Origin of the sequence: Stenotrophomonas terrae (assembly GCF_039674165.1) — a bacterium.
Classification (GTDB): domain Bacteria; phylum Pseudomonadota; class Gammaproteobacteria; order Xanthomonadales; family Xanthomonadaceae; genus Stenotrophomonas; species Stenotrophomonas terrae_A.
The window spans coordinates 1-17,143 of sequence record NZ_JBDJMY010000064.1 but is presented as its reverse complement, the minus strand read 5'-3'; the positions used below and the strand labels follow the sequence as shown (position 1 = coordinate 17,143).

Here is a 17,143-nt window from a genome sequence, read left to right as displayed (position 1 = left end):
ACAGGCAGCGGCATGGCTTCGGCTCCACCTGTAGAGCCGAGCCATGCTCGGCTGGGGCTTTCCCGGTAACGCCTCTTGCCGAGCATGGCGCGGCACCACCTGGCCATTCCCTGCCCTCCCTCAACTTTACAGCCATTGATTCCGTTGGTTTTTTTATATTTTTTTGACGATGTAATCAGGTTGTAACAAAAACATCATTTCATAGCCGCATCCGCCGGCGGTGCCGGCATTTCTCCCGCTATGGAGTGACGCATGAAGCTGCACACGACCGGTCTTGCCGCCCTTTCGCTGGCCATCGCCCTGGGCCTGTCAGCCTGCGGTGACAAGGGCAACCAGGCCGCTTCCGCCCCGGGCGCCGCGGCAACTGCCGCCGGCGACAAGGTTTCCGTCGAGATCTCCGGCGCAGGCGCATCGTTCATCTTCCCGCTGGTGTCCAAGTGGTCGGCCGACTACAACGCCGCCACCGGCGCCAAGATCAATTACCAGTCGATCGGCTCAGGCGGCGGTATCGCCCAGATCAAGGCCGGCACCGTCGACTTCGGCTCGTCCGACAAGCCGCTTTCCACTGAAGAGCTGGCACAGGCTGGCCTGGGTCAGTTCCCGTCGGCCATCGGCGGCGTTGTGCCGGTGGTCAACCTGGAAGGCCTGCAGCCGGGCCAGCTGCGCCTGACCGGCACCCTGCTGGCAGACATCTTCCTGGGCAAGATCAAAACCTGGAACGACAAGGCGATTGCCGATGCCAACCCGGGCGTGACCCTGCCCGATACCAAGATCACCCTGGTGCACCGCTCCGACGGTTCGGGTACCACCTTCAACTTCTCCAACTACCTGTCCAAGGTCAGCGGCGAGTGGAAGGAAAAAGTAGGCGAAGGCACCTCGGTGCAGTGGCCGGACGGCGTGGGCGGTAAGGGCAACGAAGGCGTTGCCTCCTACGTGCAGCAGATCAAGGGCTCGGTGGGTTACGTCGAGCTGGCCTACGCGCTGCAGAACAACATGCCGTATGCGTCGATGCAGAACGCCGCAGGCAGCTGGGTACAGCCGACCGCCGAAACCTTTGCCGCCGCTGCTGCCAGCGCCGACTGGGCCAATGCCAAGGACTTCAACCTGGTGATCACCAACGCCCCGGGTGCCAATGCGTGGCCGATCACTGCCACCAACTTCATGCTGATGCACAAGCAGCCGAAGGATGCCAAGCGCAGCACCGATACCCGCGCGTTCTTCAAGTGGGCCTTCGAGAACGGCCAGGCGCAGGCCAACGAGCTGCACTACGTGCCGCTGCCGGCCGAGCTGGTGACCCAGATCGAAACCTACTGGGCTACTGAGTTCAAGTGATGCGATGACGCGGGTGTGCCGATGGCGCACCCGCTCTTGTCATTGCGTCATTCCCACTTCGGTGGGATCGCCATCAATTCTGTTGTTGCATCTGTTACCCCGCTTCCGCCCTTGAAATCGCATGCAAGGGCAAGCGCGATTCCCGCCTCGGCGGGAATGACGGGTTCCCTCCACCGAGGGACTGATATTTCACCGCATCCTCCTGGGCCCCTGCCGCTGCCATGAATGCCATTGCACCGTCCCTCGCTTCGTCGCCCACTTCGCGCGATCTGCGCGATGCCCGCAACGACCGGCTGTTCCGCTGGTTCCTGATCGCCACGGTGATTTTCGTTCTGGTCGCACTGGCTGGCGCCGCCCTGTCCATGCTCTGGGGCGGCCGCCATGCGCTGCAGGAACAGGGCCTGAGCTTCTTCTACTCATCCGACTGGAATCCGGTCGAAAACAAGTTCGGCGCTTTGGCACCGATCTACGGCACCATCGTCACCGCCCTGATCGCGATGCTGATCGCGGTGCCGGTGAGCTTTGGCATCGCCTTCTTCCTGACCGAAGTGGCACCGCGCTGGCTGCGTGGCCCGGTCGGCACCGCCATCGAACTGCTGGCAGGCATTCCCTCGATCATCTACGGCATGTGGGGCCTGTTCGTACTGGTGCCGGTGATGACCGAATACGTCACCCCGTTCCTCAATGATCACCTTGGTCCGCTGCCGGTGATCGGCGCGCTGTTCCGCGGCCCGCCGCTGGGTATCGGCATGCTCACCGCCGGTTTCGTGCTGGCCATCATGGTCATCCCCTTCATCTCCTCGGTGATGCGCGAAGTCTTCCTCACCGTCCCCACCCGCCTGAAGGAATCGGCCTACGCGCTGGGTTCAACCAAGTGGGAAGTGAGCTGGGACATCGTGCTGCCCTATACCCGCTCTGCCGTCATCGGCGGTGTGTTCCTCGGCCTGGGCCGTGCGCTCGGCGAAACCATGGCCGTGGCCTTCGTGATCGGCAACAGCGTGCGCCTGACGCCCTCGCTGCTGGAGCCGGGCACCACCATCGCCGCACTGATTGCCAACGACTTCGGCGAAGCCACTGAAACCTACCGCTCGGCACTGCTGCTGCTCGGCTTCGTATTGTTCATCGTCACCTTCGTGGTGCTGGCACTGGCCCGTCTGATGCTGATGCGCCTGTCACGCAAGGAGGGCAACTGATGTCCACTTCCGCCGATTCGCTGTACCTGCGCCGCCGCGTCGTCAACGTCCTTGCACTGCTGATGGGCTGCGCCACCGCCTTGTTCGGCCTGTTCTTCCTTGGTTGGATCCTGTGGACGCTGCTGTCCAAGGGTCTGCCCGGCATCAACATCAACCTGTTCACCAAGATGACACCGCCGCCGATGCAGGAAGGTGGTCTGCTCAACGCTTTCTTCGGCAGCGCGGTGATGTGTGCGCTGGCAATCGGCATCGGCACGCCACTGGGCGTGGCTGCCGGCACCTGGCTGGCCGAGTACGGCAATGCACGCAAGGCCGGTACGGTGGTGCGCTTCGTCAATGACATCCTGCTGTCGGCACCGTCCATCGTGCTCGGCCTGTTCGTCTACACGCTGTATGTGATGCAGACCGGCGGCCAGTTCTCGGCATTTGCAGGCGCCTTGTCGCTGGCCTTCATCGTGCTGCCGGTGGTGATCCGCACCACCGACGAAATGCTGCGACTGGTTCCAGTGCAGATGCGCGAAGCCGCATTGGCGCTGGGCGTGCCGCAGTGGAAGGTGATCATGCAGGTGCTGTACCGCAGCGCCATGGCCGGCATCGTCACCGGCATCCTGCTCGCCCTGGCGCGCATCTCCGGCGAGACCGCACCGCTGCTGTTCACCGCCTTCGGCAACCAGTACTGGAACAGCAACGTGATGCAGCCGATGGCCTCGGTGCCGGTGGTGATGAACCAGTTTGCCGGCAGCCCGTATGAATCCTGGCAGGTGCTGGCCTGGGCCGGCGCGCTGGTGCTGACCGTGTTCGTGCTGCTGGTCAGCCTGTCCGCGCGCGGCCTGCTGCTGCGCAACCGCATTTCGAACGACTGAACTTAAACGATTGACTGCCATGGACCTCCCCATGAACGACCTCAGCAATGCCGTACCGATGCAACGCATCGCAGTGCCCGCCGCCAACCAGTCGCTGCACACGCCTGCGCCGGTCAAGCTGGCCGCACGCGGCCTGGACTTCTACTACGACAGGTTCCACGCGCTGAAGAGCATCAACCTGGAAATCCCCGAAAAGCGTGTCACCGCGCTGATCGGCCCGTCCGGTTGCGGCAAGTCCACCCTGCTGCGCATCTTCAACCGCATCTACGCGCTGTACCCCAAGCTGGAAGCGCGCGGTGAGGTGTTGCTGGACGGCGAGAACATCCTTTCGCCGAAGTACCCGATGAACCGCCTGCGTTCCAAGGTGGGCATGGTGTTCCAGAAGCCGGTGCCGTTCCCGATGACCATCTTCGAAAACGTCGCCTACGGCATTCGTCACCACGAGAAGCTGTCCAAGGCCGAGATGAACGTGCGCGTCGAACAGGCGTTGCGACAGGGCGCGCTGTGGGACGAGGTAAAGGACAAGCTCAACCAGAGTGCGCTGGGCCTGTCCGGTGGCCAGCAGCAGCGCCTGTGCATCGCCCGCGCCGTGGCCCTGCGCCCGGACGTGCTGCTGCTCGACGAGCCGACCTCGGCGCTGGACCCGATCTCCACCAGCCGCATCGAGCAGCTGGTTGAAGAGCTGAAGAACGATTACACCATCGCCATCGTTACCCACAACATGCAGCAGGCTGCGCGCGTGTCCGACTACACCGCCTTCATGTACCTGGGCGACCTGATCGAGCACGACCGCACCGAAACCATCTTCTCCAACCCCTCCAAGCAGCAGACCGAGGATTACATCACCGGTCGCTTTGGCTGAGGCCGGCGCGCGGACCGCGAATGGTCCGCAGCCCGCTGGACGCCTGGCCAAGGACGGCCGGGCCGCACTCCGAAGCCAGATGTACGCCATGGAAGGCAACGCAGCTCCCGAACGAATGCAGTCCCACCCGAACAGTTTCCAGCGAGCATTCCATGAATCTTCCCAACGACCACATCGTCAAAAGCTATGACGAAGAACAGCAGCGACTGGTGACCGAGATCGTGCGCATGGGCGAAATGTCCGTTGCGCAGCTCGAAGCCGCGCTGGACGTGATCGAACGCCGCGACGAAAAAGCCGCGCAGCGCATCGTCGCCAACGACGAGGCCATCGACCAGCTCGAGCAGCAGATCAGCCACGACGTGATGCGCCTGGCCCTGCGTGGGCCGATGGCACGCGACCTGCGCGAGATTCTTGCCGGCCTGCGGATTCCGGCCGACATCGAACGTATTGGCGACTACGCTGCCAACGTCGCCAAGCGTTCCATCGCTCTGGCGGCGGTGCCACCACTGCCGCAGATCCAGGGTGTACGCGCGCTCGGCCGCCTGGCCGCGCAGCAGGTGCGCCGCGCCATGGAAGCCTACCGCGACAACGACGCCGAAGCGGCGCTCAAGCTGCGCGCGGATGACGCACGTCTGGATGCGCAGTACACCGCGCTGTTCCGCGAGCTGCTGACCTACATGATGGAAGACCCGCGCAACATCACCCCGTGCACGCATCTGCTGTTCATGGCCAAGAACCTGGAGCGCATCGGCGACCACGCCACCAATATCGCCGAGAACGTCTGGTTCCTGGTGCACGGTGATGCGCCGCTGCCGCCGCGCGAGAAGCGTGACGAAACCAGCAGCGTCGATCACGCCTGAGTTCCATCACCGGCGCTGCCCACGACGGCAGCGCCGGATTCCGCGCCTCCGCACTGGCTCGCCGTGCGGCATCCCAGCTGGCCGATACACAGCGGTACAAAGTGATACGCCGCAGAGGGCAGTTTTAATTCCGCATTCACGGAATTTTTCCGAGCATGGACTCGTCCGCAGCACTTCCGCCGCGCACCGAGGAATCCCCATGAAGCGTATTGCCGCCACCGTCCTGAGCCTGTCCCTGCTGGCCTCCGCCACCGCCTTCGCCGGCCCGGCGCAGGACCGCGACCGTGACAACGCGCGCCACGACGCGCCGCAGCGCAGCGCGGCGCCGCACCACCAAGGCCCTGCGCACAACGGCCCGGCACCGGCCGCGCACAACGGTGCCCGGCATGCTTCGCAGAACAGCGCCCATCACGCCCCGCGCAAGGGCGAGCGCCTGCCCCAGCACCAGCGTGGCAACCGTGTCGCCGACTACAACAGGCACGGCCTGCGCAAACCCGGGCGCGGCAATGAGTGGCGCAAGCTGGATCAGCGCTATGTGCTGATGGCCGTCGCTACCGGGCTGATCATCGACATCGTCAGCGCTCATCGCTGAGTGCCGGTTCCAGCTCGATCACAACGGGCCCGTCTGGGCCCGTTGTCGTTCCAACGTTGGCAAGGTGACGCCGCTGGCCCGGGCTGCTTGCTAAGCTCCAGCCTCCCCCCGGCCCAACCACCACCGGAGACACCGCAATGGCCATCGATATCCGCAAGCCCACCACCCTCGCCCTGGGCGTTGCCCTGCTTGGCGGCATGGCGGCCCCTGCCTTTGCCATGACCGATCTGGCCCAAGGCTACGCCCTTGGCGCCAGCGCCCAGACCCCGCCCACCGCCGAAACCCAAGCCGCCACCGCCACCGACCAAGCCGCCGATGCCGCCGCCAAACAGAAGGCCGAAGGCAAGTGTGGCGAGGGCAAATGTGGTGAAGGCAAATGCGGCGCCGACAAGGACAAGCCCACGACCGACGCGGCCAAGGCCGAAGGCGAAGCGGCTGCCAGCACCGACAAGGCCAAGGCCGAAGGCAAGTGCGGCGAGGGCAAGTGTGGCGGCAAGCACTAAGCCCGCCACGCACGGCCTGCGCATGCCGGCCCAGGCCAGCGCAGGCCTGGGCTTGCGACGCTCGCTGCTCGACGCCCTGCAGCAGGCACCGGCACACGCATTCGATTTTCTCGAATGCGCGCCGGACAACTGGATCGGCGTCGGCGGCCCAATGGGCGAAGCGCTGTCCGCCCTGTCACAGCGTTATCCGCTCAGCTGCCATGGACTGTCCTTGTCACTGGGCGGCCCGGCGCCCCTGGATGTGGAATTCCTCGCACGTACCCGTCGCTTCCTCGACCAGCACCAGGTAGCGCTGTACAGCGAGCACCTGAGCTGGTGCAGCGATGACGGCCAGCTTTACGAACTGCTGCCACTGCCGTTCACCGCCGAAGCCGTCCACCACGTCGCCGCGCGTATCCGCCAGACGCAGGACATCCTCGGTCGCCGTATCGCCGTGGAAAATGCTTCCTACTACGCCGTACCTGCGGCCGACATGGACGAGGCCGAGTTCATCAACGCCGTGCTCGGCGAGGCCGATTGCGACCTGCTGCTGGACGTCAACAATGTGTACGTCAACGCCATCAACCATGGCTATGACGCACACGCCTTTCTTGCGCGGCTGCCTTCGCAGCGCATTGCCAGTTACCACCTCGCCGGCCACCACGACGAAGCCGACGACTTGAAGATCGACACCCATGGCATGCCGGTCAAAGGCGATGTCTGGCAGTTGCTGGCCGATACCTATGCCATGCACGGGGTGCGCCCCACCTTGCTGGAGCGCGATTTCAACTTCCCGCCGTTGCCGGAACTGCTGGCCGAGGTAAGCCGTATCCGCCAACTGCAGCTCGCCCGGATCGGCCGCCATGGCTGAGTCTCTGGCCGCCCTGCAGAAGCGTTTCGCCGCGCATCTGCGTGATCCGCAGCAGCCTGCCCCGCCAGGCATCGCCCCTGCACGCATGCAGGTTTACCGCGAGCTGTATTTCAACAACATCCAAAGCCTGCTGGCGGCCAATTTCCCGGTGATTGCACGCAGCCTTGGGGCGCCGCGATGGCAGCAGCTGGTGCAAGCATTCTGCCGCGAGCACCGCGCGCGGACGCCGCTGTTTCCTGAGATCGGGCAGGAGTTCATCGCCTTCCTGGACCAGCGCAGCGTCGACCCGCAGGCTCCCTGGTTGCTGGAGCTGGCCCACTACGAATGGATCGAACTTGCCCTGAAGATCAGCGACGCAGCGCTGCCGGCACATGATCCATACGGCGACCTGCTGGCCGGCAGCCCGGTGGTTTCGCCCTGCTGCCGCGCCCTCGCCTACCACTGGCCGGTGCATAGGATTGGTCTGGAATACCAACCGCGCCAGCCACCGCTGCAGCCGACCCTGCTGCTGGCCCGCCGCCAGGCCGATGGCCACATCGCGTTCTCCGAACTATCGCCCTTGCTGTTTCGGCTGCTGGAACGGCTGGAAGAGTTTCCTGCGCTCAATGGGCTTGAGCAGCTGCAGGAATTGGCGCTCGAAGCCGGTACGCAGGCGGATGAGGCGTTCATCGACAACGGCGCGGCGATGCTGCAGCAATTAAGGGACAAGGGCTGTCTGCTGGGCAGCGCTGCTGCCTGACGTTGACGGAGGGTTTGATTGTTCGCATTGCTTGGCTGAAGGCTTAAACCCCTTCTGTCCGCGGCAACGACGCGCCCCCTCCCTTTGGCCGAAGGCCAAGGGGAAGGTTGGGGAGGGGTCGGCCTTGAGGGCCTTTCGAGCAGTACCGGCTTCGCGGCTTAGGCCGCTTCTGCAGGTATTGATGGGAAAGCCTCTGCCGAGCATGGCTCGGCACTACATGGCCATCGTCGCTCCTGCGCGCCGGTTGCGGGCGCTCGCTGACACGGCCGCTTGACCCGCTCTGCTACCCTATTGCGATGAACGAATCTGCTGAACCCTCGGTCCCCCGTCCTGCTTACACGCCCATGGCGCAGCGCTTCCGCGGCTTTCTGCCGGTGGTGGTGGACGTGGAAACCGGTGGCTTCGACTGTAATCGTCATGCGCTGCTTGAGATCGCCGCCGTGCCGGTGGAGATGGACGACAACGGCCTGTTGTATCCCGGCCAGACCGCCAGCGCGCATGTGATCCCGGCCGAAGGCACCGAAATCGACCCCAAATCGCTGGAAGTCACCGGCATCGTGCTTGACCACCCCTTCCGGCTGGCCAAGCCCGAGCGCGACGCGCTGGAACATGTGTTCGTACCGATCCGCGCGGCGATGAAAAAATATCACTGCCAACGCGCGATCCTGGTTGGCCACAACGCACATTTCGACCTGAACTTCGTAAACGCCACCGTCGCCCGCAGCGGCCACAAGCGCAATCCGTTCCACCCTTTCAGCGTGTTCGACACCGTGACCCTGGCCGGGGTCGCCTACGGGCAGACCGTGCTCGCACGTTCGGTGCAGGCAGCCGGTTTTGAATGGGATGCAAGTGAAGCGCATAGCGCGGTATACGACACCGAGCAGACCGCGCGTCTGTTCTGCAAGATCGTCAACGCCTGGCCAACCATGCCCGCCAGCTGAGCGGCATGGCACTCAGTCCGTGCAGGTGCGTGCGCGGCCTTCCCTTTTCGCCGTGGCCAGCGCGTTCTTTGCGCGCTGGTAGAACAGCACGGGTGCCTGGTCGTCTTCGTGCAACTGCACCACTCCGGCACTGAAGCTGACCTTGATGTCGCCGGCCTCGTGCCCGCCCCACTCGACGTATTGAGCGAACAGGCGCTGCAACCGCTGGCAGGCGATCTCGGCTTCCGGCAGTGCGGTGTCGGTCAACAACACCGCGAATTCCTTGTTGCCCAACCGCGCCGGCATGTCCGAAGCACGCAGGCTGCGCCGCATCAGCTCACCTACTTCGCACAGCACCAGATCACCGACCGCGCGTGACCACTCGGCATTGATCTGCTTGAGGTGGTCGATGCTCAGCACCACCAGGCTCAGTGCGCGGCCGGCGCGGCGGGCAACGGCCATGTCACGTGCAAGCATTTCGTCGAACGCACGGCGATTGGGCAGCCCACTGAGATCATCTTCGTTTGCCAGGCGCTCGAACGCCTCGGCCTGTTCGCGCAGCTTGAGCTCAAGCTGGCCTTTTTCCAGCAGGGTGGCTTCCAAGCGTTTGTTCTGTTGACGCAATTCGTCCGATTGGGCCAGCGCCTGCGCTGATAGTAGTTGCGCCCGGCTGCGTTGCTGCCGGAACCGCATTCCCAACCACAGCAGTGCCAGCGTCAACAGCAGGCAAAGGCCGGCGAGCAACGCCGGGGCCGATAGTGCCGCAACCACAGGGGACGGGTGAAAAGCTGTGCTCCCCGCCTGCGCCCACGCCGGCGATGCGGCGCATCCGGCCGAGATGATCAGCGCCCAAAGACCTCGATTTGCAAAGACCGCACCCCTGCTCCCCAACGCGCGCATCCTGACGCCCGAGCGGGTAACCAGATTCTTCTCTGCTGCCATCGTTCATGCCCCAAGCTGGTCTGGCGATACTAGCAAACACTTACGGTAGATCAGCGATGGAGATCACGTTGGCGAACGCCGAAACAGGTTCGTAGTCCCGATGGTGCTGTGGACACGAATCTGGCCCGGAAGGTAGAAGACCGTAGCGATCCCCGCGACACATCACTGTGCTTGGGATGCCATTGATGTGCGGGCCGGTGGGATCTATGGCTTCGCGGCTTACGCCGCTCCTGCAACAACTGCAGGGCTGCGCATTTTCTTTGTGGGAGCGGCGTAAGCCGCGAAGCTGATGGCCGGGCAGATCACGGCAACAGCCCTCCTGCACTCGACGCGCCTTAGCTGGACGGGCTGCAGATACGCCGATGAGACCCATGGCTTCGCGGCTTACGCCGCTCCCACAGGCTCAGGCAGTGCCTGTATGAGCTGTGGCCCATTGCGGGACTTCCCAGCGTACGACGGCTTCCAGACCACCGTCGGGATGGTTGCGCAGCGTCAGGCTGGCACCATCCTTCTCGGCCAGGGCGCGGGCAATGGTCAGGCCCAGGCCAGCACCGCCAGTCTCCCGCGAGCGCGAGGTTTCCAGCCGCAGGAACGGAGTGAATACCGACTCCAGCTCCTCCTCGGCCAGGCCCGGTCCGTTGTCACGCACCCGCACTTCCACCGCATCGCCGTCGCGGCGGGCGTGCACGTGCGCCGCATGACCGTACTTCACCGCGTTGTCGACCAGATTGGAGAACAGCCGCCGCATGGCCAGTGGACGCAGCATCAACACGGCGCCACAACCTTGCTGCAACAGCGCGTCGTGGCCAGACTCGGCCGCATCCTCGACCACGCTTTCCAGCAGCGAATCCAGATCCAGCGCTGCCCGTTGCTCGGCACTTTCGGCACTGCGCGCCAGCTCCAGGCCTTCACGTATCAGCGCCTGCATCGCCGCAAGATCGCCGATCAAGCGTTCGCGCAGCTGCTCGTCCTGTACGTTCTCCAGCCGCAACCGCAGCCGCGTTGATGGCGTCTGCAGGTCGTGGGTGATGGCCGCCAGCATCTGCGTACGTTCGCCCAGATGCCGCTGCAGCCGCTTCTGCATGGCATTGAATGCCTCGGCGGCCCGTTGCACTTCCAACGGGCCCGTCACCGGCAGCGGTTCGCGCTGCAGGTCGTGGCCGAGCTCGGTGGCGTGGTTTGCCAGCCGTTGCAGCGGTGAACTGGCAATGCGTGCCACCACATACGCCAGCAGGCCAATCGCCAACACCAGCAACGACAGGAACCATGGATCAAAGGCCGATGCCGAACGCCGCGCCACCGCCGGGTATTCCAGCGCCAGCCGTAGCGGCGTGCCATCGCCAAGTTTCAATTCCACCAGCCTGCAACGTGGCGGCGTGAACGCTGGATCACGCTCGCGCTGGTGCGCAGGGCGCCGGCCGCGCTCCGGCGGTGGCAGAAACTCCGGCAAAGGCGGCATGCAGGCACGAAAGCTGCTGGCACGCACCTGTGCACTGGCAAGCGCCCCGCCCCGTGCAGCCAGTACGTCCATCAACGCCCTGTCCTGTTCACCGGTGCGGAAGTCGCCTTTCACCTCACGCACGCTGGGGCCGCCGACTGCCAGCAGCCGGCTGCGCAGTTCCGGGTTGCCATCCAGCAGGTTGACGAAGCCCTGCAGGCGGTCGGCGATGCGGGCAAGATTCTGCCGCTCGAACTCCTGTTGCCTGCGTGATTCGGCGAGCAAGGTCGCGCCTATCGCCGCCACCATCATGCCGACCAGCAGGATCACGAACAGCCGCCCCGCCATCGACGACAGGAACAGACGCAAGCGTTTCATTCCAGGGTGACCGCGCTGGCAAACACATAGCCTTCGTTGCGCACCGTCTTGATGAGGCCATCGGCGCCGCCTGCATCCCCCAGCTTCTGCCGCAGACGGCTGATCTGCAGATCGATGGCACGGTCCTGTGATTCATAGTTGCGGCCGCTGCTCAGCGACACCAGCTGCTCACGCGACAGCACCTTGTTGGCATGCGCCACCAACACCCGCAGCAGCCGGAACTCGGCACCCGAGAGCATCACCACACGCTTGGCCGGGTCGATCAGATGGCGGTGTTCCAGATCGAACACCCAGCCGGAAAACACCGCGCGCCGCATCGCCAGCGGTTCCATGTTGGCAGGCAGCGCTTCGGTACGCCGCAATACATTGCGGATGCGTGCCAGCAGTTCGCGCGGCTCGAACGGTTTGGCCAGGTAATCATCCGCGCCCATTTCCAGGCCCAGCACGCGATCGATCGGCTCGCTGCGTGCGGTCAACATGATCACAGGCGTGGTCGAACGCACGCGTAGCTCGCGGCACAGCGCCAGGCCGTCTTCGCGCGGCAGGTTCAGGTCCAGCACGATCAGATCGATGTGTTCGCGCGCCAGCACCTGACGCATCTCATTGCCATCGGCCGCGGTACTCACCGCATAACCCGCCCGGCCCAGCTGCTCGGCAAGCAGGCCGCGGATGTCACTGTCGTCGTCTACCACCAGCAAGCGGTGCAAGGTCTGTATGTCCGTCATGGGGCAATGATCCATGCTAGCGGATCGTAGTGCGCGCCCGTGCATGTATCGCCAGGTATCGGCGACGGCAATTGATACATGCCGATACATGCCAGGCTGAACCTGATACATGCCGACACACGCCGTGCCTTGAGGCTGAACAGGCCGCTGACCACACTGGATCTCGACGCCGCCACCGCGGCCAATGAGTGCCCCACCACCGTGAAGCTGCTGCCCTCCTCCCGTCGCAACCGCCTCCTGCTTGCCGCCGCCATCGTCGTCCTGATCGCCGGCGGCGCGTACTGGGCCACGCGCAAGCCTGCTACCCCTTCGATGGCGACTTCGCCGGTCAGCCGTGGTGATCTGGAACAGACCGTCGATGCCACCGGTGTGATCGATGCCTACAAGCTGGTCAGCGTGGGCGCGCAGGCCTCCGGCCAGATCAAGCTGCTCAAGGTGCAGCTGGGCGATGTGGTCAAGCAGGGCGACCTGATCGCCGAGATCGACTCGGTCACCCAGGAAAACAGCCTGAAGAATGCCGAAGCCGCGCTGGAAAACATCCGTGCCCAGCGCGCAGTGCAGACCGCCTCGCTGAAGGAATCCGAGCTGGCCTTTGCCCGCCAGAAGGAAATGCTCGCCGCCGAAGCCACTTCGCGCGCCGAGTTTGAATCGGCCGAGGCCAACCTGGCCAGCACCCGCGCCCAGATCCGCGCGCTCGACGCGCAGATCCGTCAGCGCGAAACCGAGCTGGGTACCGCCCAGGCCAACCTGGGCTACACCCGCATCACCGCGCCCATCGACGGCACCGTGGTGGCGGTGGTGGCTGAGGAAGGCCGCACCGTCAACGCCAACCAGTCCGCACCAACCATCGTCAAACTGGCACGGCTGGATCTGGTCACGGTGAATGCAGAAATCTCCGAGGCCGACGTGGTCAAGGTCAAGCCCGGCATGCCGGTGTACTTCACCATCCTTGGCAATCCGGACCACAAATACCAGGCCACGCTGCGCACGGTGAACCCGGCGCCGGCCTCGATCAGCACCGACACAAGCACCAGCAGCTCGTCCTCATCCAGCTCCAGCACCGCCGTGTATTACAACGCGCTGTTTGACGTAGAGAACCCGGACGGCACGCTGCGCATCGACATGACCGCGCAGGTATCGGTGATGCTGGCCCAGGCCAAGGATGCGTTGTTGATCCCCACCGTCGCGCTCGGCCCCAAGGTGCCGGAGGGCGGCCGTGGCGCCGGTGCAGCTGCTGGCAATGGCGAGCAACGCGTCGCCCGCAGCAAGCAGGAAGGCCAGCGCCAGCAGCGCCGTCAGCCGGATGCCGCCGCACTGGCCAAGAGCAACAGCTACATGGTTCGGGTAGTCAACAAGGACGGGCAGCCGGAGCCGCGCAGGATCAGGATCGGCCTCAACAACGGTTCCAATGTTGAAGTACTGGAAGGCTTGAACGAAGGCGAGCTGGTGGTTGTCGGCGAAGTCAGCGATGCCGACAAGAACAGCGCGCGCAGCAACCAGCGCAGCCCGATGGGCCCGATGATGGGTGGTCCGCGCCGATGAGCCAGCCACTGCTGCAACTGCGCGACCTGCGTCGTGAGTTCCCGGCCGGCGAGCAGACCATCGCCGTACTCAAGGACGTCAATCTCGACATCCACGCCGGCGAGATGGTCGCCATCGTTGGCCAGTCCGGCTCGGGCAAGTCGACGCTGATGAACATCCTCGGCTGCCTGGACCGCCCCACCGTCGGCTCATACAAGGTGGCCGGTCGCGAGACCGGGCGCATGCAAGCCGACGAGCTGGCCGAACTGCGCCGCGAACATTTCGGCTTCATCTTCCAGCGTTACCACCTGCTGGGCGATCTGGATGCGCGCGGCAATGTGGAAGTACCGGCGATCTACGCCGGCACCCCGCACGACGCGCGCCGCGAACGCGCCCAAGCACTGCTGACACGTTTGGGGCTGAGCGACCGCATGGGCCACAAGCCGGGCCAGCTGTCCGGCGGCCAGCAGCAGCGCGTTTCCATCGCGCGTGCGCTGATGAACGGCGGCGAGGTGATTCTGGCCGACGAACCGACCGGCGCACTGGACAGTGCCTCGGGCGAGGAAGTGATGAACATCCTCGGCGAGCTGCATGCCGAAGGCCAGACCATCATCATCGTCACCCACGACATGCAGGTGGCCGAACACGCGCAGCGCATCATCGAAATCCACGACGGCGTGATCGTCGCCGACCGCCGCAACGACAAAGTGCCAGCGCTGAAAGTCCAGCAACGCCCTGCCCCGGTCAAAGCCGCTGGGAGCGCTTTCCAGGCTGCGCGTGATCGCTTTGTCGAAGCCTTCCGCATGGCCCTGCTGGCAATGAACGCGCACCGTCTGCGCACCTTCCTGACCATGCTCGGCATCATCATCGGTATTGCCTCGGTGGTGTCGGTGGTGGCGATGGGCAATGGTTCGCAGCAGCAGATCCTGCAGAACATCTCCTCGCTGGGCACCAATACCATCGACGTGTATCCGGGCCGTGGCTTCGGCGATATGCGCTCGGGCCGCGTGCAGACGCTGAAAAGCAGCGATGCCGAAGCACTGGCCACGCAGAGCTATATCGACAGCGTCACTCCGACTGTGTCCAGCTCGGTGACCGCACGGGTTGGCAACAAGGCCGCCTCGGCGCAGGTCGCCGGCATTGGTGACCAATATTTCCGGGTCAAAGGCATGACTCTGGTAACTGGCCGTTACTTCGATGCAAGCGAGGTCAAGGGCCTGGCGCAGGTGGTGGTGATCGACGAAAACACGCGCAGCCAGTTGTTCGGCAGCGATGATCCACTCGGCCAGGTGGTGCTGCTGGGCAACGTGCCGGCACGGGTGATCGGGGTAGCCAAACGTCAATCGATTGGCTTTGGTGGCAGCACCAATCTCAGCGTGTGGGTGCCCTACACCACGGTGATGGCGCGCATGCTTGGCCAGACCTACCTGAGCAGCATCACCTTGCGGGTCAAGGACGACACGCCAATGGACGCTGCGCAGTCCGCCATCACCAAACTGCTTACCCTGCGCCATGGCACCGAGGATTTCTTCCTCAGCAACACCGCCGAAATCCGCGAGACCATCGAGTCCACCACCAAGACCATGACCTTGCTGATCGGCGCCATCGCCGCGATTGCCTTGGTGGTCGGCGGCATCGGCGTGATGAACATCATGCTGGTGTCGGTGACCGAACGTACCCGCGAGATCGGCGTGCGCATGGCCGTTGGCGCGCGGCAGAGCGACATCCGCCAGCAGTTCCTGATCGAGGCGGTGCTGGTGTGCCTGCTCGGCGGCGTGCTCGGCATCGTGCTGGCGCTTTCCATCGGTTGGGCGTTCCAGACATTTGGCGCCAGCTTCACCTTGATGTTCTCCACCGGCTCGATTATCGCCGCCTTCGCCTGCTCGACACTGATCGGCGTGGCGTTTGGTTTCCTGCCGGCCCGCAATGCCGCCCAGCTGGATCCGGTGGAGGCCTTGGCCCGCGAATGAAGATGACCATGAAAGCACTCCGTCCCCTGCTGCTCTCCGCTGCCTTGACCGCTGCACTGGTTGGCTGCGCCACCACGCCCAGCGCCGATCCCGCCGCCGATCTGCGTGTCCCCAACATCTACGGCCGTGGCGATGCCGCTGCCAATGCGCCGGTGCAGTCCATCGCGCATGAAGTGACCGCACCGGTCGCCGACGTGCATGCCGATGCCTGGTGGCAGGGTTTTGCCGATCCCGACCTGGACCAGCTGATCGAACGCGTTCTGGCCAGCAACACCGACATGGCCTCGGCCGGCCTGAAGCTGGAACGGGCACGCGCGCAGGCTGGGCTGGCCAGCGCTGACCTGTGGCCGCAGGCCAATGGTTCGGTGAGTGCCAGCGGCAACCGCAGCATCGACAGCAGCGACAACTGGTCGCGCAACAACAGCGCCAGCGTGTCATTGGGCTGGGAGCTGGACCTGTGGGGCAAGCTGCGTGGGCAGCGTGATATCGCCCAATGGGAAGCACAGGCCACCGCACAGGACCTGCAGAGCACCGCATTGAGCCTGGTTGGCCAGAGCGCCGAGCTGTACTGGCAGCTGGGCTACCTCAACCAGGCCATCGCCACCGGCCAGGCGAATCTTGAGCGACTGCAGCGTACTGCTTCATTGGTGCAGGCCCAGTTCGATGCCGGCGGTGTTTCGCGGCTGGAAGTACGCCAGGCGCAGCAGAACATTGAAAGCCAGAAGGCCGCGCAATCGCAGCTGGAGCAGCAGCGGGTGGAAACCCGCAATGCCTTGACCGTATTGCTCGATGGCCAGCCTTGGCCGCTGGTAAACGAACCGCAGAATCTGGATGTCGCACAGAGCCCGGCGCTGGTTGAAGGAATGCCTGCGGAGTTGCTTGCACGCCGGCCTGACCTGCGTGCTGCCGAGCTACGCCTGCGGCAGTCCTTGAAGAGCATCAAGGTAACGGCCACCAGCTATTACCCGAGTCTGAGTCTGAGTGGTTCGGTGGGCAGCTCCAGCAGCTCGCTGGGTGATGTGCTGACCAATCCGGTGGCGACCTTGGGCGCGGGCTTGAGCCTGCCGTTTTTGAAGTTCCGGCAGATGCAGCTGGATATCAAATCGGCGGACCTGTCGTATCAGATCGCCGCCAATGATTTCCGGCGGACGTTGTATACCGCGCTGTCGGAAGTGGACAACGCCTTGTCTGCACGTACACGCCTGGCTGAGCAGGTAGCTGCTGCGCAGGCTTCGTATGACGAGGCGGTTGAGATCGCGCGTTTGTATGAGGTGCGTTATCGCGCCGGCGCTACCGACCTGCGTACCTGGCTGGAAGCCGAGCAGACCCGCCGCAATGCGGAGCTGTCGCTGGCGCAGACCAAGCGCAGCCAGCTGGTGAATGATGTGACGCTGTACAAGGCGCTGGGTGGTGGGGCGACTTGAGCCCCTCTCCCTCCGGGAGAGGGGTTGGGGA

Annotated in this window: 16 protein-coding genes; 13 read left to right on the top strand and 3 right to left on the bottom strand. The window is 64.4% G+C overall.

Translation table 11 applies throughout. The features are described 5' to 3' along the window. Nucleotides 1-252 precede the first annotated feature (252 nt). The 10 genes from pstS to rnt all read left to right on the top strand — a co-directional run bounded on the left by pstS (nucleotide 253) and on the right by rnt (nucleotide 8,735). Nucleotides 253-1,332, top strand: a complete 1,080-nt coding sequence (pstS, locus tag ABE493_RS18305; RefSeq protein ID WP_346500624.1) for a phosphate ABC transporter substrate-binding protein PstS — start codon at nucleotides 253-255, stop codon at nucleotides 1,330-1,332. Nucleotides 1,333-1,553: 221 nt separating this feature from the next. Continuing rightward, a complete protein-coding gene (gene pstC / locus ABE493_RS18300) occupies nucleotides 1,554-2,525 on the top strand; it encodes a phosphate ABC transporter permease subunit PstC (protein ID WP_346500622.1) in 972 nt (323 codons plus the stop codon). Continuing rightward, a complete protein-coding gene (gene pstA / locus ABE493_RS18295) occupies nucleotides 2,525-3,388 on the top strand; it encodes a phosphate ABC transporter permease PstA (protein ID WP_346500620.1) in 864 nt (287 codons plus the stop codon). Before pstC ends, pstA begins: the two co-directional genes overlap by 1 nt. Nucleotides 3,389-3,419: 31 nt before the next feature. Then, nucleotides 3,420-4,250 (top strand): phosphate ABC transporter ATP-binding protein PstB, encoded by an 831-nt coding sequence (pstB, locus tag ABE493_RS18290; RefSeq protein ID WP_346500618.1) that lies wholly within the window; start codon nucleotides 3,420-3,422, stop codon nucleotides 4,248-4,250. Nucleotides 4,251-4,402: 152 nt separating this feature from the next. Further along, entirely contained in the window at nucleotides 4,403-5,110 is a 708-nt protein-coding gene (gene phoU / locus ABE493_RS18285) for a phosphate signaling complex protein PhoU (protein ID WP_346500616.1), read from the top strand. Between the two features lie 199 nt (nucleotides 5,111-5,309). Beyond that, nucleotides 5,310-5,702 (top strand): RcnB family protein, encoded by a 393-nt coding sequence (locus ABE493_RS18280; protein ID WP_346500613.1) that lies wholly within the window; start codon nucleotides 5,310-5,312, stop codon nucleotides 5,700-5,702. 137 nt (nucleotides 5,703-5,839) lie between these two features. Then, nucleotides 5,840-6,205, top strand: a complete 366-nt coding sequence (locus ABE493_RS18275) for an HvfA family oxazolone/thioamide-modified RiPP metallophore (RefSeq protein ID WP_346500611.1) — start codon at nucleotides 5,840-5,842, stop codon at nucleotides 6,203-6,205. A 22-nt stretch (nucleotides 6,206-6,227) separates the two neighbouring features. Next, the gene (locus ABE493_RS18270) at nucleotides 6,228-7,055 is read left to right on the top strand and encodes an HvfB family MNIO-type RiPP peptide maturase (RefSeq protein WP_346500628.1); all 828 of its coding nucleotides are present in this window, start codon (nucleotides 6,228-6,230) and stop codon (nucleotides 7,053-7,055) included. Further along, a complete protein-coding gene (locus ABE493_RS18265; protein WP_346500609.1) occupies nucleotides 7,048-7,794 on the top strand; it encodes an HvfC family RiPP maturation protein in 747 nt (248 codons plus the stop codon). The genes ABE493_RS18270 and ABE493_RS18265 overlap by 8 nt, the downstream gene beginning before the upstream one ends. A 296-nt stretch (nucleotides 7,795-8,090) precedes the next feature. Further along, nucleotides 8,091-8,735 (top strand): ribonuclease T, encoded by a 645-nt coding sequence (rnt, locus tag ABE493_RS18260; RefSeq protein ID WP_430980816.1) that lies wholly within the window; start codon nucleotides 8,091-8,093, stop codon nucleotides 8,733-8,735. A 12-nt stretch (nucleotides 8,736-8,747) separates the two neighbouring features. Here rnt and ABE493_RS18255 read toward each other — a convergent pair whose 3' ends face one another. The 3 genes from ABE493_RS18255 to ABE493_RS18245 all read right to left on the bottom strand — a co-directional run bounded on the left by ABE493_RS18255 (nucleotide 8,748) and on the right by ABE493_RS18245 (nucleotide 12,197). Beyond that, the gene (locus ABE493_RS18255) at nucleotides 8,748-9,317 is read right to left on the bottom strand and encodes a GGDEF domain-containing protein (protein WP_346500607.1); all 570 of its coding nucleotides are present in this window, start codon (nucleotides 9,315-9,317) and stop codon (nucleotides 8,748-8,750) included. A 742-nt stretch (nucleotides 9,318-10,059) separates the two neighbouring features. Continuing rightward, nucleotides 10,060-11,472 carry an ATP-binding protein gene (locus tag ABE493_RS18250; protein ID WP_346500605.1) on the bottom strand — a complete coding sequence of 471 codons (1,413 nt, stop codon included), beginning with the start codon at nucleotides 11,470-11,472 and terminating at the stop codon, nucleotides 10,060-10,062. Then, nucleotides 11,469-12,197 (bottom strand): response regulator transcription factor, encoded by a 729-nt coding sequence (locus ABE493_RS18245; RefSeq protein ID WP_346500603.1) that lies wholly within the window; start codon nucleotides 12,195-12,197, stop codon nucleotides 11,469-11,471. The genes ABE493_RS18250 and ABE493_RS18245 overlap by 4 nt, the downstream gene beginning before the upstream one ends. A 78-nt stretch (nucleotides 12,198-12,275) precedes the next feature. Here ABE493_RS18245 and ABE493_RS18240 point away from each other — a divergent pair, with 78 nt between their 5' ends. Genes ABE493_RS18240 through ABE493_RS18230 form a run of 3 tightly spaced genes read left to right on the top strand, consistent with a single transcriptional unit; the run spans nucleotide 12,276 to nucleotide 17,112 of the window. Beyond that, complete coding sequence (locus ABE493_RS18240; protein ID WP_346500601.1) at nucleotides 12,276-13,739, top strand: efflux RND transporter periplasmic adaptor subunit; 1,464 nt, start codon at nucleotides 12,276-12,278, stop codon at nucleotides 13,737-13,739. After that, nucleotides 13,736-15,688, top strand: coding sequence for a MacB family efflux pump subunit (locus tag ABE493_RS18235; RefSeq protein WP_346500599.1), 1,953 nt, complete (start codon nucleotides 13,736-13,738; stop codon nucleotides 15,686-15,688). Before ABE493_RS18240 ends, ABE493_RS18235 begins: the two co-directional genes overlap by 4 nt. Before the next feature lie 8 nt (nucleotides 15,689-15,696). Further along, nucleotides 15,697-17,112, top strand: a complete 1,416-nt coding sequence (locus ABE493_RS18230) for an efflux transporter outer membrane subunit (protein ID WP_346500597.1) — start codon at nucleotides 15,697-15,699, stop codon at nucleotides 17,110-17,112. The last annotated feature ends 31 nt before the right edge of the window (nucleotides 17,113-17,143 follow it).